This window comes from Pseudomonas sp. GM49 (assembly GCF_000282355.1).
Lineage (GTDB): Bacteria > Pseudomonadota > Gammaproteobacteria > Pseudomonadales > Pseudomonadaceae > Aquipseudomonas.
Map to the genome: position 1 here is coordinate 13440 of NZ_AKJL01000283.1, position 18725 is coordinate 32164.

16 protein-coding genes are annotated in these 18725 nt (G+C 60.1%); 14 read left to right on the forward strand and 2 right to left on the reverse strand.

Annotated features, from left to right (window positions below):
* Positions 1–37: 37 nt before the first annotated feature.
* A complete protein-coding gene (locus PMI29_RS04630) occupies positions 38–988 on the reverse strand; it encodes a LysR family transcriptional regulator (protein ID WP_008002741.1) in 951 nt (316 codons plus the stop codon).
* A gap of 97 nt (positions 989–1085) precedes the next feature.
* Here PMI29_RS04630 and PMI29_RS04625 point away from each other — a divergent pair, with 97 nt between their 5' ends.
* From PMI29_RS04625 to PMI29_RS04615, 3 genes are read left to right on the forward strand one after another with little or no spacing between them, the layout of a single operon-like run.
* Positions 1086–2540, forward strand: a complete 1455-nt coding sequence (locus PMI29_RS04625) for an FAD-dependent oxidoreductase (RefSeq protein WP_008002743.1) — start codon at positions 1086–1088, stop codon at positions 2538–2540.
* Positions 2537–3268, forward strand: coding sequence for an SDR family NAD(P)-dependent oxidoreductase (locus PMI29_RS04620; RefSeq protein WP_008002746.1), 732 nt, complete (start codon positions 2537–2539; stop codon positions 3266–3268). The genes PMI29_RS04625 and PMI29_RS04620 overlap by 4 nt, the downstream gene beginning before the upstream one ends.
* Before the next feature lie 22 nt (positions 3269–3290).
* The gene (locus tag PMI29_RS04615) at positions 3291–3866 is read left to right on the forward strand and encodes a cysteine hydrolase family protein (protein ID WP_008002748.1); all 576 of its coding nucleotides are present in this window, start codon (positions 3291–3293) and stop codon (positions 3864–3866) included.
* An 88-nt stretch (positions 3867–3954) separates the two neighbouring features.
* Here PMI29_RS04615 and PMI29_RS04610 read toward each other — a convergent pair whose 3' ends face one another.
* Positions 3955–5808 carry a sigma-54-dependent Fis family transcriptional regulator gene (locus PMI29_RS04610; RefSeq protein WP_008002749.1) on the reverse strand — a complete coding sequence of 618 codons (1854 nt, stop codon included), beginning with the start codon at positions 5806–5808 and terminating at the stop codon, positions 3955–3957.
* 394 nt (positions 5809–6202) lie between these two features.
* Here PMI29_RS04610 and PMI29_RS04605 point away from each other — a divergent pair, with 394 nt between their 5' ends.
* The 11 genes from PMI29_RS04605 to dmpG all read left to right on the forward strand — a co-directional run.
* Positions 6203–7093: a VOC family protein gene (locus PMI29_RS04605; RefSeq protein ID WP_008002751.1), complete on the forward strand. Its 891-nt coding sequence runs from the start codon at positions 6203–6205 to the stop codon at positions 7091–7093.
* Positions 7094–7174: 81 nt separating this feature from the next.
* Positions 7175–7711, forward strand: coding sequence for a flavin reductase family protein (locus tag PMI29_RS04600; protein ID WP_008002753.1), 537 nt, complete (start codon positions 7175–7177; stop codon positions 7709–7711).
* A 55-nt stretch (positions 7712–7766) separates the two neighbouring features.
* Complete coding sequence (locus PMI29_RS04595) at positions 7767–8987, forward strand: acyl-CoA dehydrogenase family protein (protein WP_008002754.1); 1221 nt, start codon at positions 7767–7769, stop codon at positions 8985–8987.
* Positions 8988–9094: 107 nt separating this feature from the next.
* Positions 9095–10771 carry a DUF1302 domain-containing protein gene (locus PMI29_RS04590; RefSeq protein ID WP_008002756.1) on the forward strand — a complete coding sequence of 559 codons (1677 nt, stop codon included), beginning with the start codon at positions 9095–9097 and terminating at the stop codon, positions 10769–10771.
* 10 nt (positions 10772–10781) lie between these two features.
* Positions 10782–12149: a DUF1329 domain-containing protein gene (locus PMI29_RS04585; protein ID WP_008002758.1), complete on the forward strand. Its 1368-nt coding sequence runs from the start codon at positions 10782–10784 to the stop codon at positions 12147–12149.
* Between the two features lie 58 nt (positions 12150–12207).
* Positions 12208–13272 carry a WD40/YVTN/BNR-like repeat-containing protein gene (locus PMI29_RS04580; RefSeq protein WP_008002761.1) on the forward strand — a complete coding sequence of 355 codons (1065 nt, stop codon included), beginning with the start codon at positions 12208–12210 and terminating at the stop codon, positions 13270–13272.
* A gap of 30 nt (positions 13273–13302) precedes the next feature.
* Entirely contained in the window at positions 13303–15723 is a 2421-nt protein-coding gene (locus PMI29_RS04575; RefSeq protein WP_008002763.1) for an efflux RND transporter permease subunit, read from the forward strand.
* Positions 15720–16175: a GlcG/HbpS family heme-binding protein gene (locus PMI29_RS04570; RefSeq protein WP_008002765.1), complete on the forward strand. Its 456-nt coding sequence runs from the start codon at positions 15720–15722 to the stop codon at positions 16173–16175. The genes PMI29_RS04575 and PMI29_RS04570 overlap by 4 nt, the downstream gene beginning before the upstream one ends.
* Positions 16176–16201: 26 nt before the next feature.
* Positions 16202–16990 (forward strand): 2-oxopent-4-enoate hydratase, encoded by a 789-nt coding sequence (dmpE, locus tag PMI29_RS04565; RefSeq protein WP_008002767.1) that lies wholly within the window; start codon positions 16202–16204, stop codon positions 16988–16990.
* Between the two features lie 14 nt (positions 16991–17004).
* Positions 17005–17943: an acetaldehyde dehydrogenase (acetylating) gene (locus PMI29_RS04560; RefSeq protein ID WP_008002769.1), complete on the forward strand. Its 939-nt coding sequence runs from the start codon at positions 17005–17007 to the stop codon at positions 17941–17943.
* A 10-nt stretch (positions 17944–17953) separates the two neighbouring features.
* Positions 17954–18725 (forward strand): 4-hydroxy-2-oxovalerate aldolase (dmpG, locus tag PMI29_RS04555; protein WP_008002772.1); only part of this gene is annotated, 772 nt, incomplete at its 3' end.

Here is an 18725-nt window from a genome sequence, read left to right on the forward strand (position 1 = left end):
AGTGGGCTGGCATTTTTTTATCGCCGTCATCTGTACGTCAGTTCAGCCCGCGGCGCCCTTGCCGAACTGCGATGCTGGCGTCTGAGGGGGGGCGGCGCTGAGCGTCCAGGGTGGCCAGAATGAATTCGATAAAGGCCCGGGTACGCGGCGCAACAAAGCGTGCCTTGGGGGTCACGGTGTAGAAGTTGCGGCTGCCGGTGCTCCAGTCGGGGAACAATTCCACCAGCTCTCCGCTGCGGATCAGCCCGTTGACGAATACGTCCAGTACGTAAATGACGCCTTGCTCGGCCAGGGCGGCCTGGATCAATGCGTCGGTGCTGTTGAAGTGCAGTTCGCCCCGCGGGGTCAGTTGGTGATGTTCGCCCTCGCAGGCAAACGTCCAGTCCGACACGGTATAGCGACCAGCGCCAAAAATGCCCAGGCAATGCTGCGGCAACAGCGCCTGCGGTTGGTGTGGCGTGCCGATGCGCTTGAGCAGACCGGGTGCGGCGCAGGCCACGTAGTGCGCCTGATAAAGCGGTCGGGCGACGAGGTCGGCGTCATTGACCGAGTCAATGCGAATGGCCACGTCGGTGCCCGTCGCGATCAGGTCTTCGGCATGGTCGGTCTGGCGCAGCGCCACGGACAATCCGGGATGTTGCGCGGTAAAGGCCGGTAACGCCGGGCACAGCAGGGCGCGAGCGAAGGCAGCCGGTGACTCGATGCACAACTGCCCGCTGATCTCGCCTTTCTTTTGCCTGACCTGGGCCTCCATGTCAGCAATTTGCTGCAGCACCTGATTGCACTGCTCGAAGTAACCTTCGCCGTCATCGGTCAGGCGCAACGAGCGGGTGTTGCGCGACAACAAAGTCACCCCCAGGTAGTTCTCCAGGTTGCGCACACTGGAGGTCACAGTGGCATTGGCGATATCCAGCGACTCGGCGGCGCGGCTGAAACTGCCGCATTCCACTACACGCACGAACACCTGCATTGCCCAGAGTCTGTCCATCGGTTTTCACCTTTTTCTAATAGCCCATTAGCCGCGTCACGCTCGAACCCTGGGGCAGCGATTTCTATAGTACCAGCCACCAAGTGAGGAACTACCTATGGCTGAGTTGAATTTCGATCTGATTGTGCTGGGCTGCGGAGTCGCCGGTTTGTCGGCAGCGGTGGCGGGGGCCGAACGTGGCTTGCGCGTGGCGGTTCTGGAACGGGCCTGCCGTGAAGAGCGCGGCGGGCAGAGTCGCTTTACCGAGGCTTATCTGCGGATGAAAAGCCATTCACAGGTGACCGATGATTTCGACACATTCCTGGCCGAGCATTCCGGGTATTACCAAGACCCTGATTTCGTCGCTGAAACCCTAGCCGATCGTGCCGACTGGTCGGCGCAAACTCGTGCGCTGGGTTCGGTCGATGCATCGGTGATCAGTACCTTTGCCGAACAAGTACCCGGCACCATCGAGTGGTTGAAGGGCAACGGCGTGAAATTTGACTTTCTGCCCACTCAGTTTTTGACCAGCACCCAACCGCGTCTGTTGCCGGTAGGCGGTGGTGAAGCCATTGTCGAAGCCCTGGCGGCAAAGGCTGAGGCCCTGGGTGCGGAGTTTTTCTACGAAACCTCCGGGCGTCAGTTGTTGACCGAAGGCTTCGCCACGGTCACCGGCATCCGGGCGCTGTCACGTCAGTATGGCGATCTGGTCTTTCACGGTGCGGTGGTATTGGCCAGTGGTGGTTTTGAAGGAAACACCGAAATGCTGGGGCGCTACCTGGGACCGCGATCGGTGTACCTGCGCCCGGTGTGCAAGGGTGCCTATTACAACCGCGGCGAAGGCATCCAGATGGCGCTGGACATGGGCGCGGCGCCTAGCGGTGAATATGGCAGTTATCACGCCGAGCCGGTGGACCCGCGCTCGGGCATTTCCGAGCCGTCGATTTTTGTCTTCCCTTACGGCGTGCTGGTCAACAAGCAGGGGCGACGCTTCACTGACGAAGCACCGGGAACGGTCGATGCCTGGTACGAGCGCGTGACGCGGCAGATTTACCAACAGGATGAAGGCATTGCCTGGGTGATTCTCGATCAGAAGGTCAAGGACGTACCCAATTACCGTCTTGCGATCCGCACCGATCAGGCCGCGATAGAAGGCGCAAGCCTGGTCGAGTTGGCCGATAAATTGGGTATCTGCGCGAACACTTTGCAAGACACGGTTAGCCGCTACAACGCTGCCTGCCGTCCCGGCGATTACCAACCTTTGCAGCTCGATGGCGTGGCCACGGTCGGCCTTGAACCACCCAAAAGCAACTGGGCCCTGCCATTGGATGCGGGACCGTATTTCGCCTACCCGATCATCTCTGCCAACGTCTTCACCTTCGGTGGCCTCAAGGTCGATGAGCGAGCGCAGGTGATCAACGCAGAGGGTCAGCCGATCGGCAACCTGTACGCCGCCGGTGAAACCGTGGGCTTGTACTTTGGCAACTACGCGGGCGGCACTTCCGTGCTCAAGGGTCTGGTGTTCGGCCGTCTGGCCGGTCAGGCCGCAGCGCAGCAGCGGGGGGTGCAATGAACGTCGCGGTAGTGACCGGCGCCGGCGGCGCCATTGGCAGCGCCGTGTGCAAACTGCTGACCAGTGAAGGCTGGCAGGTAGCGGCGCTGGACCTGGCTGAGCCGCGGGTGCTCGGCCCGAACATGCGCTTCTACTCCTGCGACGTGGCCTCACGCATCGCTGTGCGCGATGTGGTCGAAGACATCGAGGATCATATGGGCCCTATCACCGCGCTGGTCAATGTCGCGGGAGTCTTGTCCACCGGCAGTGCGCTGGAACTCAAAGTCAGCGAGTTTGAACGGGTGATGCGGGTCAACGTGCAGGGCACGTTGATTCCTTGTCAATTGATCGGCCAACTCATGGCCGAGCGCAAGCAGGGCAACATCGTCAACATCGGTTCGGTGGTCGGCAAAAACGGTGGCAACGCCCGTCCATGGCTGGATGCCAACGAACAGACGCGGGCCGGCGGCGTCGCCTACGGCATGTCGAAAGCGGCGGTACACAGCATGACTCTGTTCCTGGCCAAGGAGCTGGCAAGTGCCGGTGTGCGGGTCAATGCGGTGGCGCCGGGACCGATCGCTACCGAAATGACCACTGCCTTTCCCGAGAATTTGCGGGCCCTGATCCCCCTGGGACGCATGGGCCGCGCGGACGAAGTGGCGGCGGCCGTCAGTTTCATGCTATCGGACAAGGCCGGATTTATCAGCGGGGAAATCCTCGACATCAACGGTGCACTGTGGTGCGACTGATTCAAGCCAAGGGAAACACACAATGAAAAGTATTTATTTGGTGTTGGACATGCAAAACGATCTGGTTCACCCCGAAGGTGCCAGTGGTAAAGGCCCACTTGGCGAGCAGGTACGCAGCCGCGAAGTAATAGCCCGCACGGCGGCGGCGATTGCCAAGGCGCGAGCAAAAGGCATTGCCGTGGCCTATGTGCGGGTGGCGTTTTCCGATGACCATCGCGAAGCCAACCCCAACTCGCAGGTATTCGGCGCGATCGCCAGGAACGGCATTCTGAAAAAGGATGCCTGGGGTGGCGCGGTGCACAATGACCTGGCGCCATTGGCTGACGAATGGGACATCGTCAAACACCGGGTCTCGCCGTTCTACGCCACCCGCCTTGAAGTGCTGTTACGCGGTCAAGGCATCGAGCGCATTTACTGCAGCGGCGTAAGTACCCAGGCCGTGGTTCAGGCCACGGTGCGCGATGCTCATGATCGTGACTTTGATGTGGTGGTGCTGGAAGATTGCTGTGCTTCGCCAACAGCGCAGGAACATGAAAACTCCATGGCCAGCATCGCACGCTTCTGCACCAGCATTGACTCCGCCAACGCGTTCAACTGAGGTCGCCGGTTGATCACACCCTGGCCACGGCCGGGGCGTTTCGTTGAGTGTAATAGCCAGCACCGGGTCTTAACCCGGTGTTGGTCATTCATGGGGAAACGCTGGAGTCGTCCAGCGACATCTTCTTCAGCCGATAGTCCAGTTGCGCCCGGCTCAGTCCCAGCAAGACAGCGGCACGGGAGATGTTTTTTTCACTCATCTGCATGGCCACCTCAATGTACACCTCTTCAATCTCGCTCAGGCGCACCGGTCCTCGCTGTAGCGTGCGTTTTACCAAGGCCAGCAACTGATCGTGACTGGCATTACCCTGCTGAGCCGCTCCCACGCTAGGAGGAGCCTCAGGCATGCGAATGCCGATGGCCGGACCGGTATCCCAACTCACCGTGCCGATGCGTTCGAGTTGCCCGCCCAGGGCGTCGAGCCCCGAAAGATGGCGTATATCCAGCAAGTCGCCGTCATCGGCGAGGATGATTGCACGCTCGATCACGTTCTCGAATTCACGAATATTGCCCGGCCAGTGATAATCCAGAATCACTTGCAGGGCGCGCGGTGTCACACCGGCCAGTTGCCGGCCATGCCGGGTGCTCAGCCGGCGCATGACGCTGTCGAGGAGCAGCGGCAGGTCGTCCTTGCGCTCGCGCAGCGGGGCGATGGTGATCGGGAACACATTCAAACGATAGAACAGGTCGCTGCGAAAGCGCCCGGCCTTGACCGCGCTGGCCAGGTCTTCGTTGGTGGCCGCGATCACCCGTACATCGACCTTGATCGTTTTGTTACTGCCCAGACGCTCCAGGTGGCCGCTCTGCAGTACGCGCAGCAGTTTGCCTTGGGCGGTCATGCTCAAGGTGGCGACTTCATCGAGGAAAATCGTACCGCCATCGGCAATTTCAAAGCGCCCGGGACGCGGATCGGTCGCCCCCGAATAGGCGCCACGTTGCACACCGAACAACTCTGACTCGATCAACTGCTCGGGGATCGCTGCGCAGTTGATTTCAACGAACGGCGTGTTGGCGCGCAGGCTGTTACTGTGCAGTTCGTGGGCGAACATGGTTTTACCCACGCCACTCTCACCCAGCAACAGTACCGTCGCGTTGGTGCCCGCCACCCGCAAGATCTTGTGCATGGCGATGTGGTAGGCGGCGGAGCTGCCCACCGGGCGGTCGAAATCGGTTTGCGCGGTCCGGCTGTCCTCCAGGCCGAAGGGCGAAGGTGTGGGCAGGGTGGTGGCCTTGACCGGTTTTGTCGGCTGCGCTCGGCGATGATCGGTGACCCGTGGCTGAAAATACTTGAGATCGTCATCAGTGTTGTCCCAGTCCTCGACCGGCTTGACGATGACCCTGCAGCGGTTATGTCCGCAGCCTTGACACTCCATTTCCCGGGCCAGCAAGTGGCGCCCCATCAGGCGGCTCATGAAACCTGAGCTGTAGCCAACTTCCATCCAGCAAATGGGGTCAGTGCTGACGCCGTTGGCGGTGATATGTACATCACTCTCGACCGAACGTTTCCAGGTGAACTCACCGTACTTGAAGCCCTTGGCCTGATCGAACTCGATGCACACCGGTTCGACTTCGACGATACCCGACAGGGCGTGCAACTGGCCGCCTGCGGCGCAGATATCCAGTTCATTGCCAGTGCCACGGGCCTGGATCGCCAGATCAGCATCACGCTGACCCGTCAGGTAACCGACCCGGGTCAACAAACCGCGGGTGAATTCCACGCCGTTGCTTTCCAGCAGTTCCTGACGCAATGCGCCAAAGGCTTCGACGTGCATGAGCATCATGCGTTTATCGCCCAGCCAGATCAGACCTTCCTTGGGGTTGAAATAGAGTCGATCGACCAAGTCCTGCATGTCCGGAAAACGCAGGTCAGTGATGATGTTGATGCCCTGTCGGCTGCGTGATTGGCGGGGGCGCTCGGTGTCATCGATCGGGGAAGTAGTCATCTGATGAGCCCATGTTTTTTATTTATTGAAGGCAAAATCGATGCCGGGCGGTCGCCAATGGCCGCCGGCGCTGATGCTTGAGGTGGTTGCTACGGTATCGCTTACTGGGGTTCTCGCAAGGTTTTTCTTTGCGCAACGGCGAATCACGAAAATCCTTACATGAAATTCATAACATTCTGAATTTTCGTATGTCGCGGGAGGTTCGCTCGCAGAGCACTTGGGGTGTCTAAAATTCGCAATGCCATCAATAACGCTTTGAATATAAAGGAGTATTTATTTGGTTTGAGTGAGTTTCAACGTCTGGCACAGCGCTTGCTCTTGTCCTGTCAGCACTGCTCATCAACGGGTACACCCCGTAGAGCAGCAAGACAAAAACAACAAGAGGTACAGGCAAGTGGCAGAAATTCACTCGTTGGCCTATGCGGGATTTGGTGTAAGCGACCTCGATAAATGGCAGTGGCTGGCCACGGACATTATCGGCATGCAAGTCGCCAGCCGCGATGAGCAGGGTCTGACCTTGCGCATGGATGAATACGCCCAGCGGTTCTTCCTGGAGAAGAATCCGATTGACGACATTCTGGTGGCTGGCTGGCAGCTGCGCTCGGAGCAGGAGCTGGAAAGCTATGTTGCCGAGCTGCGCGACAAAGGCGTCCAGGTTGAGCAACTGTCCAGGGAGCTGTTGCAGCGTCGCCGGGTTGAAAAGGCCTACAGCTGCCAGGACCCGAACGGTTTTACCCACGAGTTTTTCTTTGGCCATGCCGAAGCGGGCCTGAACGATGTGTTCCATTCAACTGTGCTCAAGGGCGGATTCGTCACTGGCGAACTGGGCATTGGTCACATCCTGCCGTTTGCCAAGAACGGCCCACAAACCGTGAAGTTCTATACCGACGTGCTGAAGCTGCGAGTCAGCGACTACATCCGCGAGGAAGTGCAGCCGGGCATGGTGGTCGATGCCACCTTCTTTCACGCCGCCACTGGCCGCCACCACTCTATCGCTACCGCTCAGGCCCCCGCGCCGAAGGTGCTCAACCACTTCATGGTGCAAGTCCAGAGCATGGACGATGTTGGCATGGCCTACGACCGCTGCGTCAAGGCGGGTATCCCGATCATTCTCGAATTGGGTCATCACCCGAACGACAAGACCTTTTCTTTCTATGCCCAGACCCCTTCGGGTTTCAACTTCGAAATGGGTTGGGGCGGCGTGGTCATCGACGATCAGCATTGGGAAGTCAAGGCGTTCAGCAAAATGAGCGACTGGGGTCACAAGCGCAACATCGTTCTCTGATCAGCAACGGACTGCCGGCCTGACCGTGCAGTGAACAGCATTGAAGGCCACCCGTGCCTGCGCCATAGCGAGGTTTTCCAGATGTTAAACGCCATTCAATCGAACGGTATGCCGGGCGTGATTGCGCCGCCGGTCGCTACCGCTGACTTCTGTAAAGGCATGCGCCATCTGGCCGGTGCCTGTGTCGTGATCGCCAGCGGCAGTGACAGCGAAAGAGCCGGGCTGACTGCCACGGCAGTGTGCTCGATCACCGCCGACCCGCCGCGCCTGCTGATTTGCGTGAACCGCAATGTTCGCGCCCATGAAGTGATTCAACGGTCCGGTGCGTTCAGCATCAATGTACTTGCCCATGACCAGGAGTTCATTGCCAAGCGCTTTGCCGGGATGGTCGAGGGGGTCAGCGGCGAGGCGCGTTTTGCCGAAGGATGCTGGGAGTCGGGGGTTACCGGCGTGCCGTTGCTCGAAGACGCACTGGTGAGTTTCGAGTGCCGGTTGGAGCAAGTGATACCGGCCAGCACCCACGACATGTTCATCGGTGAAGTGGTTGGCGTCCGGGGGCTGCAGGAACAGGACGGCGCCTTGATGTACTTCAACAGCAGGTTCGCCGCGCTCAAGTGAAACCCTGACCGCTTGCGACATGCAAACACAACAATAAACAAGAGAACACAGACCTATGAACAACTTCGTCACGCCAACCGAGCCTGTGGATACCCAAACGATTCCGAGCGAAGCGCAATTGCTGGAGCGTGCGCGCGGATTGATCCCGATGCTGATGGAAAAAGCCGACTCGGTGGAACAGAACCGCATGGTATCCAGAGAGACCATCGCGGCGTTCGTTGAAGCCGGTTTCTTCAAGATCCTCCAACCCAGCCAATATGGTGGCTGGGAGATGAATCCCGCGGTGTTCTACAAAGTCCTGATGGAGTTGGGTCGTGGCTGCGGCAGTAGCGCCTGGAACATGATGATCCTGGGTATTCACCAGTGGGAATACGGCTCCTTGCCAGAGCAGGCTTGCCTGGATGCCTGGGGCGAAGACAACACGGTGATCACCGCCTCGTCCTACCCGCCGTTCGGCAAGGTCGAAGAAGTCGAAGGCGGCTTCAACATCAGTGGCACCTGGAAGACCTCCAGCGGTTGCGACCACGGCCAATGGGCGTTCCTCGGCGGCTTGCGGCGCGATGCCAACGGTCAGGTGATTGATCGCATGTCGATGCTGGTGCCCGGTTCGGCGTGGGTGATCGAAGACGACTGGCACGTATTCGGCCTGGCCGGTACCGGCAGCAAGAGCCTGGTAATCAAGCACGCGTTCGTGCCTTATCACCGTGCCCACAGCTTGATTCAGTACACCTACAGCGAGCGCCCGGCGAACTACCTGTATCCGTTCAACCAGATCTTCTTCGGTGCCGTCTCGGCGCTGATCGTGGGCATCGCCCAGGGCGGGATCGACGAGTATGTGCGCCAGATGAGCGTGCGCACCAACACCACCGACGGCGGCGGCGCAGCACTGAGTCCGTACGTCAAGGATCGTCTGGGCAACGCAGTGGTCCGCGTGCGTTCGGCACGTGCCCGATTGTTGCAGATGCTCGCCGAGAGCAGCGAATACGTCGAACGTCGCGAACTGGTACCAGTGTCTGACCGTGTCCATTACATGCTCGACATCGCCCGCGTCGGTCGCGACTGCGAAGAGGCGGTGATGCTGCTGTTCAAGGCCACCTCGGCCCGTGGCATTTACTTGAACAACCCGTTGCAACGCATCCTGCGCGACGTGATCGCCGCCGCCAACCACATTACCCAGAACGCCGATGACACCGCGGGCATGCTCGGGGCTTATCTGTTGGGGCAGCCATTGCCACCGATGCTGTTTGGGCTGGAGCCCGTGTCGCTCAACGACTGAGTCGCTGGACCGGGAGGGCCACGTTCCTCCCGGCAAGACACGACTTCCGCTAACTCGGCGGTCACTCATAAAAACAAAAAACGGCTTACTGTCGCAGAGGTCTTTGCATGTCTAAACATCAAAAACAAGTGCCCGGCACCGTGCGGGCGGCTGAGCAGCGCCTACGGCTTACTCGCCTGACGGCGACCTTGCTCGGCTGTTCAGTGTTATCCAGTGCGTATGCGATGGAATTCGACACCGGCAACCCCGACCTGAAGGCCCGCTTCGATACCAACGTCAAGTACTCCAGCGCCTGGCGCGTCAGAGACCAGCAAGACAAACTGGTCGCGGATGCGAACCTGGATGATGGCGACCGAAACTTCAACAAAGGCCTTATCTCCAACCGCCTGGACCTGTTTTCGGAGTTTGACGTCTCTTACCAGAAGGTCGGCGCGCGCGTCACCGGCGCGGCCTGGTATGACGATGTGTACAACAAGGGCAACGACAACACCTCACCGGGAACAGTCAACTCCTACAGCGTACGTTACGACCAGTTCACCAAGGATACGCGCGACCTGCACGGGCGGGACGCGGAGTTTCGCGATGCGTTTGTCTACGCCAACTATGACATTGGCGATGAAATGTGGGGGGTGTCGCGCCTTGGCCAGCACTCGTTGATCTACGGCGAAAGCCTGTTTTACGGAAACAACGGCATTGCTGCAGGCCAGCAACCGATCGATGCGGTGCGTGCGCTGACCGTACCCAACTCTCAGTTCAAGGAGCTTGCGCTACCGGTCAAGCAGTTCTCCACCCAATTGCAGATCACTCCAACAATCTCGGTCGGCGGTTACTACCAGTTCGAGTGGGAGCGTACCCGCATACCTGGGGCCGGCAGCTATTTCAGCCCGGCTGACCTGCTCGACGAAGGTGGTGAAAGGATCGTCGTGGGGCGCCTGCCGGACGGCGTGCCAGCGGCCTCCTTCTATCGGGGTAAAGACATCGAAGCGCGCGACAGCGGTCAGTGGGGCGTGCAGTTGCGCTACCGCTCCGAGGCCCTGGACACCGATTTCGGCCTGTACGCCATCAACTACCACGACAAGAACTTCCAGACCCAGTTGCGTCCCGGGGTCGGTGCGGGCGCGCGCCCGGACCAGATCGGCGAATACATGCTGGTGTTCCCCGAGGACATCCGCGCTTACGGTTTCAGCGCCAATCGCGGCTTTGGCGACGTCAACATCGGGTTTGAAACCTCGGTGCGCGACAACGCACCGTTGGTCAGCCTGACCATGGTCGATCTGGCGGGCAATGGCGATAACGATGGCAACCCGCTCTATGCCGTGGGGCGCACCGCCCACGCCCAGGTCAACATGATTTACATCATGCCAACCAGTGCGTTCTGGGATACCGCCAGCCTGCTGGGCGAGTTGGCCTGGAACCGAACCCTCAGCGTCCAGAAGAATCTCGACAACCTTGACCCCAATGGCACACGCGATGCCACGGCGATTCGTGTCGCGTTTTCCCCAACCTATTTCCAGGTCATGAACGGTGTCGACCTCTCTGTGCCCATGGGTTTCAGCTATGGCATAGACGGACGCTCGTCAGCGGTCGGCGGTTTCAGCCAGGCCAAAGGCGGCGACTACAACATCGGTCTGACGGCGGACTACCTGAAGTCGGTCACCTTCACCCTGGCTTACAACGGCTATTACGGGCCTTCAGCGCCCATCAACATCAATGGCATCAAAACCTTTAAACAGACCAATGCTGATCGGGATTTCGTGTCCTTCAGCGTCTCCCACACGTTCTGAGGATTGGACAATGCATAACAAAAAAATCGCTCAGTTGTTGACCTGTTTCACTCTTTCCCTGTCAGCCATGACCACCTATGCAGCTGTCAGCGCGGTGGACGCTCAGGCACTGAAAAGCACGCTGACACCGATGGGCGCCGAGCGTGCCGGTAATGCTGATGGCAGCATTCCAGCCTGGACCGGTGGCTACTCCACGGTGCCGGTGGGCTATCAACAGGGCCATCGAGCGTTCGACCCGTTCGCCCAGGACAAGCCGTTGTACACCATCACTGCAGCCAATCTGGCCAAGTACCAGGACAAACTCAGCGACGGCGTGATCCAGTTGTTCAAGGACAATCCGCAGACGTTCCGCATCGATGTGTTTCCGACACGTCGCACTGCATCGGCACCACAGTGGGTGTACGACAACACCCTGAAAAACGCCACCCAGGCCTCTCTGGACAGCGACGGCCTGGTAGTTCACGGAGCTTACGGCGGTGTACCGTTCCCGATCCCCAAGTCGGGTATAGAAGTGCAGTGGAACCACCAACTGTTGTGGCGTGGAGAGTCGACCCACAGCAAGTACAAGGTATGGACCACCACTGCCGATGGCCAGCGGGTATTGGCCACGGCGGCCGAGGACGAAGCCCAGTATCCCTACTACTTCAAGGACGGTTCGGCGGAGTCTGCTGGCATCAACTACATGATGGCCATTCAGTTGACATACGCTCCGGCCTTCCGTGCGGGTGAGGCATTGATGGTTCACAACGTGACGGACTACGTACAGGGCCGCACGTTGTGGCAATACCTGTCGGGTCAACGCCGGGTGCGTCGTGCCCCGAGCATCAACTTCGATACACCTAACCCCGTGGCCTCGGGCGTCAACTTCGTCGATGAAAACTTTGGCGGGTCCGGCTCGCCGGAGCGTTATGACTGGAAGCTGATCGGCAAGAAGGAAATGCTCATTCCATACAACAGCAATCAGCTGTTGGCCAACGCCGATGAGAAAGTCATGGCACAGCGTCATGCCAACCCGGACTACATGCGCTGGGAGCTGCACCGCGTCTGGGTGGTCGAGGCGACCCTCAAGGCCGGCAAACGTCATGCGGTGCCCAAGCGCAAGTTCTACTACGACGAAGACAACTGGGGTAACGCGATCATCGACGGGTGGGACGCCGAAGGCACTCTGTGGCGCACGTCCCTGACGACTCCATTCGTGGCCCCGGACATCCCGGCGACTGTGAACTATTGCACCGGCTTCTTCCATGACCATCGAACCAAGGCCTGGATGTACAACTGCGCGTTGGGGGATGCGGGTAACGAGCAATACGCGATCACCGATCGTCGTCGTGAAAGCTTCTTCTCTCCCGAGTCGCTGACCAAGATGAGCGCACGCTGATGTTCTTAGCGAGCCTTGGCTTCGCGGCCGGGCTCGCCTGTCTGACCGGAGGTATGCGGTGAATACACACAAATATGCGTTGGCGTGCCTGCTGCTCCTGGGCGTGATTGGTGAACTGGCGTCAGCCGCCAGCGGCACGGGTGGCAGGAAAGTGGCCGACACGCTGGAGCAGAACGCGCCGCTCTCAACGCTGGCCAGCCGTTCCGCGCTCAATGCCGCGGTGATGGCCGGTGAGCGGCTGGTGGTCGCCGGCATGCGGGGCGCCATTCTTTACTCCGACGATCAAGGCCAGCACTGGCAGCAAGCCAGTGTTCCAGTCTCGGTCAGCCTGACCGGCCTGTGCTTTGCCGATGCCCTCAATGGATGGGCCGTCGGTCATCGCGGGGTGATCCTCGCCACCCGCGATGGTGGCGTCCACTGGGCCCGGCAACTTCAGGGCGAGCAAGCCGCCCAGGCGATTTTGCAGGTACGCCAGGACCCCGGGCAGATTGACGAAGCGCGACGCCTGGTAGTCGAAGGCGCCGACAAACCGTTTCTGACCGTGCAGTGCATGGGCGATGGACGCGTGTTGGCCTTGGGTGCTTATGGCTTGGCCTTTAGCACACAAGACGCCGGTCAGAGCTGGCAGCCTTCGCTGGCGTTACTCAATGGCAGTGAGTCGCAACATATCAATGCGGTGCAAGCCTTGGGTGGACGGATTTATCTGGCCGGGGAGCAGGGAGCTCTGATGCGTGTCGACCACGACCTGCAAGGATTCAAGCGTTTCGCCAGCCCTTATGACGGCAGCTTTTTCGGCCTGGTGGCCACGCGTAACAACAGCCTGCTTGCGTTTGGTTTGCGCGGGCATCTGTTCCGCTCCATCGATCAGGGAGCCAGTTGGCAGTCAGTAGCCGTGGCATCGAGCAAGAGCCTGACGGCTGCTACTCAATTGCGCGACGGCTCGCTGCTGTTGGCGGATGAGTCGGGGCAAGGGTGGCTCAGCCGTGACGACGGTCGCAGTTTTCGGCCGGTGGCACCTGAACAACGCTTCCCGCTGATCGCGCTGTTGGCCTTGCCCGATGGCGGCAGCCTGGCTGTCGGTACCCAGGGCATCACTCGTTTCCCGCCGAGCGCGTTGCGCTGAGTCGGCTGGTATAGAAAAAGGAAACTGACAATGGCTATCAGCAATTCAGATGGCTTTACCGCTATCGCCTCCCTGTCGGACTTCGACAAGTATTCAGGCAATCGCCTGGAACGCGTGCTGTTCAATCACCGGTTCCTGGTGGTCGGCTTCTGCCTGATTGTCACGGTGTTGCTGGCCGTTGCGGCCAGCCAGGTCAGACTTAATGCCAGCTACTTGAAAACCATTCCCGCGCACCATCCCTTTACGCTCAACTATCTGGAGCATGCCCGCGATCTCAAAGGCGCCGGCAACGCGATCCGGGTGGCAGTGGCGATGCGAGAAGAGGGCGATATTTTCAATGCCCGGTACATGGAAACCCTGCGCCAGCTCAATGATGAGTTGTACCTGCTCAACGGTGTCGACCGAGCCTTCATGCGTTCGCTCTGGACCCCGGCGACCCGCTGGCAAGGGGTGACCGAAGAAGGGTTCGACGGAGGCCCCGTGGTCCCCGATGGCTTTGACGGCGATGACCGAAGCCTGGATGACTTGCGCGCCAACGTCGAGCGCTCCGGAGAAATCGGCCAACTGGTGGCGGGCGACCTGCGTTCGAGCATCATCTACTTGCCACTGTTGGAAATAGACCCTAAAACCGGTCAGGCGCTGGACTACAAACAACTTTCCGACAGCCTGGAAACGTTGCGCGGCACCTATCAACAACGCGGCGTGGACATCCACATCATCGGTTTCGCCAAAGTCATGGGGGACCTGATCGATGGTCTGTATGCGGTGCTGGCGTTCTTTGCCATGGCGGTGTTGATCACCAGCGCGATCCTCTATCAATTCACCCGCTGCGTGCGCAGTACCCTGGTGGTGCAGAGCTGCACGCTGATCGGAGTAATCTGGCTGATCGGCCTGTTGCCGCTACTGGGTTATGAGCTGAACCCGTACTCGATTCTGGTGCCATTTCTGGTCTACGCCATCGGCGTGAGCCATGGCGCGCAGAAGATGAATGGCATCATGCAGGATGTCGGGCGCGGCACTCATAAGCTGATCGCGGCACGTTATACCTTCCGCCGTTTGTTTGCCGCGGGGATGACCGCGCTGCTGGCCGACGTTGTGGGGTTCGCGGTGTTGTCCATCGTCGATGTGCCGGTGATCAAGGAGTTGGCGCTGATCGCCAGTCTGGGTGTAGGCATCCTGGTGTTCACCAACCTGGCCTTGTTGCCGATCATGCTCTCGTTCACCGGTGTTTCACCACGAGCGGCCGCCCGTAGTCTCAAGCATGAAGCCCCGGTTGCAGGACAGCCGTCGCAACTTCTGGTGCGCCTGTTCGAGTATTTCACCAGTCGGCGTTCGGCAGGACTGGCGATCGGAGTGGCGGTAGCGGTCGGGCTCGGCGCGTTGTGGATGGGCAAGGACTTGAAGGTTGGCGACCTCGACCCGGGGGCGCCAGAGCTACGCGCCGATTCGCGCTACAACCTTGATAACCGGTTCATCATTGAGCATTACCAGGCCAGCAGCGACGTGTTCGTAATCATGGTCGAAACCCCGGCTGGCCGGTGCGTCGACTACTCGACCTTGCGCAAGGTCGAAGAGCTGGAATGGCGCCTGCGCGAATTGCCTGGCGTTGAAACCACCAAATCCATCGCCGGGCTGTCGCGCAAGATCAACGTCGGGATGAACGAAGGCAACTTCAAATGGGACGAGTTGCCGCCTAACCAATCGATGATCAACGCCGCCGCCATGCGCTCACCGCGCGAGCTGTTCAACGGCACCTGCAGCTTGCTGTCGATCTATGCCTACCTCAAGGATCACAAGGCCGACACCCTCGACTCCGTGGTCAAGGCCAGCGCCGCCTTCGCTGAAAAATACAACGACGAGCAGACCACTTTTCTGATGGCCGCCGGCAATGCCGGGATCGAAAGCGCTACCAACATTGTGGTGAAAAGCGCCAACACGCGAATGCTGCTGGGGGTGTATCTGGCGGTGACGCTGTTGTGCTTCATTGCCTTCCGCTCATGGCGCGCGGTGCTCTGCGCGGTGCTGCCGTTGATCCTCACGTCATTGCTGGCCGAGGCGCTGATGGTCCAGCTAGACATGGGACTGAAAGTCGCGACCTTGCCGGTGGTGGCATTGGGCGTAGGGATCGGCGTGGACTACGCGTTGTACATCCTTAGCGTAACGCTCTTCTGGTTACGCCGTGGCGAGAGCCTGGCGATGGCCTATCGGCAGGCCCTGATGTTCACCGGTCGGGTGGTGGTCTTCACCGGCCTGACGCTGTCCCTGGGTGTCGTCACCTGGGTGTTCTCACCGATCAAGTTCCAGGCGGACATGGGTGTGCTGCTGACCTTCATGTTCCTGTGCAACATGCTGGTGGCACTGGTCCTGGTGCCGGCGTTGGCCTGCTACCTGCTACATCCGGCGAAACCGATTGCGCAGCCGGCAACATCTCTCAAGGAAATCTGCGTATGAGTCTGGACATTCCCTTTGCCGATACCCAGTTGGCCGACCCGTTAAGCATGGCGGCTGCCCGGTTGGCGCTGGATACGGCCCTGCAGTATGCCGGCAAGCATGGCTGGCGAGTCAGCGTTGCGGTATTGGACGCTGGCGGGCACCTGCTTGCGTTCGGTCGAAGCGCCGGGGCACCGCTGCACACCATCGATCTGGCCCAGGACAAGGCTCTGACTGCGGTCTCTTTCGCCTTGCCCACCGCCGATGTCGGCAAGCGCTTGCGTGATGCCCCCGAGCATGTCCGTCAGTGTTTGATCCTGCGGCCGCGACTGGTGCCGATGGGCGGCGCCTTGCCGCTGCAACTGGGCGACCGCCTGGTCGGCGCGATCGGCGTGTCCGGCGCCAGTGAAGAACAGGATTGCGAATGTGCGACAGCGGGCTACGACGCCATTACCCAATACCTGCACCGATAATTTTGCCTACTGTCAGGAGTCGCTCCATGAACCCTTCAACACTCAATCCGCAGCACCTGGGTGACCAGCTGTTCAACGCTCTGATCGAGGCGCAGGCCATCGCGCCGCTGACCGAAAAACATCCTGAGTTGACCCTGGAACAGGCGTATCAGATCCAGCAACACCTCATCAGCCGCCGCCTGGCCGGCGGTGAGCGAATCGTTGGCAAGAAAATCGGTGTGACCAGCCAAGCGGTGATGGACATGCTCGGCGTGCGTCAGCCGGATTTCGGCCAATTGACCAATGCCATGGTCGTCAATCCGGGCTCCAGCGTGGCTATGGCCGGGCTGATCCAGCCCAAGGCCGAAGGCGAAATCGCCTTTGTGCTCAAGCACGATCTGACCGGACCGGGCATCACGGTGGCCGACGTATTGCGTGCCACTGAAGGTGTGATGGCCTGTTTCGAGATTGTCGATTCGCGGATCCGCGACTGGAAAATCAAGATCCAGGACACCGTGGCGGACAACGCCTCGTGCGGCGTGTTCGTGCTCAGCGATCGGCTGGTCAGCCCACGGCAATTGGACCTGTACACCACGGGCATGGTGCTGGAGAAAAACGGTCGGATCGTCGGCACCGGCGCCGGGGCGGCAACCATGGGTTCACCGGCGATCGCAGTGGCCTGGCTGGCAAATACGCTGGGCCGGTTGGGCATGAGCCTAAAGGCCGGTGAAGTGATTCTGTCGGGTGCACTGTCGGCGATGGTGCCGGTGGTGGCGGGGGACAACCTGCGGGTCAGTATCGCGGGAATCGGCAGTTGCTCTGTGCGTTTTGACTGAGGATCTAAAAGACTATGAACAAGAAAATCAAAGCAGCGATTATCGGTTCCGGCAACATCGGCACCGACTTGATGATCAAGATCCTGCGTAACGCCAGGCACCTGGAAATGGCGGTCATGGTCGGCATCGACCCGGCCTCCGACGGTCTGGCCCGCGCCCAGCGCATGGGCGTGGCGGTCACCCATGAAGGAGTTGAAGGCCTGACCCGCATGGATGTGTTCAAGGATATCGACTTCGTCTTCGACGCGACCTCGGCTGGCGCCCACGTGAAGAACGATGCGTTTCTGCGCTCGATCAAACCCGGCATCCGCCTGATCGACCTGACACCCGCCGCCATCGGTCCGTACTGCGTGCCGGTGGTCAACCTCGAACAGAACCTCGCTCAGCTCAACGTCAACATGGTCACCTGCGGTGGCCAGGCGACCATCCCGATGGTCGCCGCTGTCTCGCGCGTGGCCAAGGTGCATTACGCCGAGATCATCGCCTCGATCGCCAGCAAATCCGCCGGCCCCGGCACTCGCGCCAACATCGACGAATTCACCGAAACCACCTCCAAGGCCATCGAAGTGATCGGCGGCGCGACCAAGGGCAAGGCGATCATCGTGATGAATCCGGCTGAACCACCGTTGATGATGCGCGACACGGTGTTTGTGCTGTCCGAAGCCGCCGATCAGGCGCTGGTAGAAGATTCTATCGTCGAGATGGCGGCCGCCGTACAGGCCTATGTGCCGGGCTATCGCCTGAAGCAAAAAGTCCAGTTCGACGTCATCCCCGAAGACGCACCACTGCACATCCCCGGCCTCGGCAAGTTCTCCGGACTCAAGACTTCGGTGTTCCTCGAAGTCGAAGGCGCCGCCCATTACCTGCCGGCCTACGCCGGCAATCTCGACATCATGACCTCCGCTGCCTTGGCCACTGCCGAGCGCATGGCGCAGTCGATGCTGAACGTCTGAGGAGACTGACATGACCTTTGATCCCGGCAAAAAACTCTACATCTCCGACGTGACCCTGCGCGACGGCAGCCACGCGATTCGCCACCAGTATTCGATCCAGAATGTGCAGGACATTGCCCGTGCCCTGGACAAGGCCAAGGTCGACTCGATCGAAGTCGCCCACGGTGACGGCCTGCAAGGGTCGAGCTTCAACTATGGCTTCGCGGCGCACACCGATCTGGAATGGATCGAGGCCGCGGCTGATGTCATCAGTCACGCCAAAATCACCACCTTGTTGTTGCCTGGCATCGGTACGGTGCATGACTTGAAAGCAGCCTACAACGCCGGTGCCCGGGTGGTGCGCATCGCCACCCATTGCACCGAAGCGGATGTGTCGAAACAGCACATCGAGTATGCCCGCGAGCTGGGCATGGACACCGTCGGTTTCCTGATGATGAGCCACATGATCCCGGCCGAGCAGTTGGCCGCCCAAGCCAAGCTGATGGAGAGCTACGGTGCCACCTGCGTCTACATGGCCGACTCCGGCGGGGCGATGAACATGCAGGACGTGCGCGAGCGCTTCCGCGCGTTCAAGGCGGTGCTCAAACCGGAAACCGAAACTGGCATGCACGCCCACCACAACCTGAGCCTCGGCGTGGCCAACTCCATCGTCGCGGTGGAAGAGGGCTGTGATCGTATCGACGCCAGCCTCGCCGGCATGGGCGCCGGTGCCGGTAACGCACCGCTGGAGGTGTTCATCGCTGCTGCCGAGCGCCTCGGCTGGAACCACGGCACCGACCTCT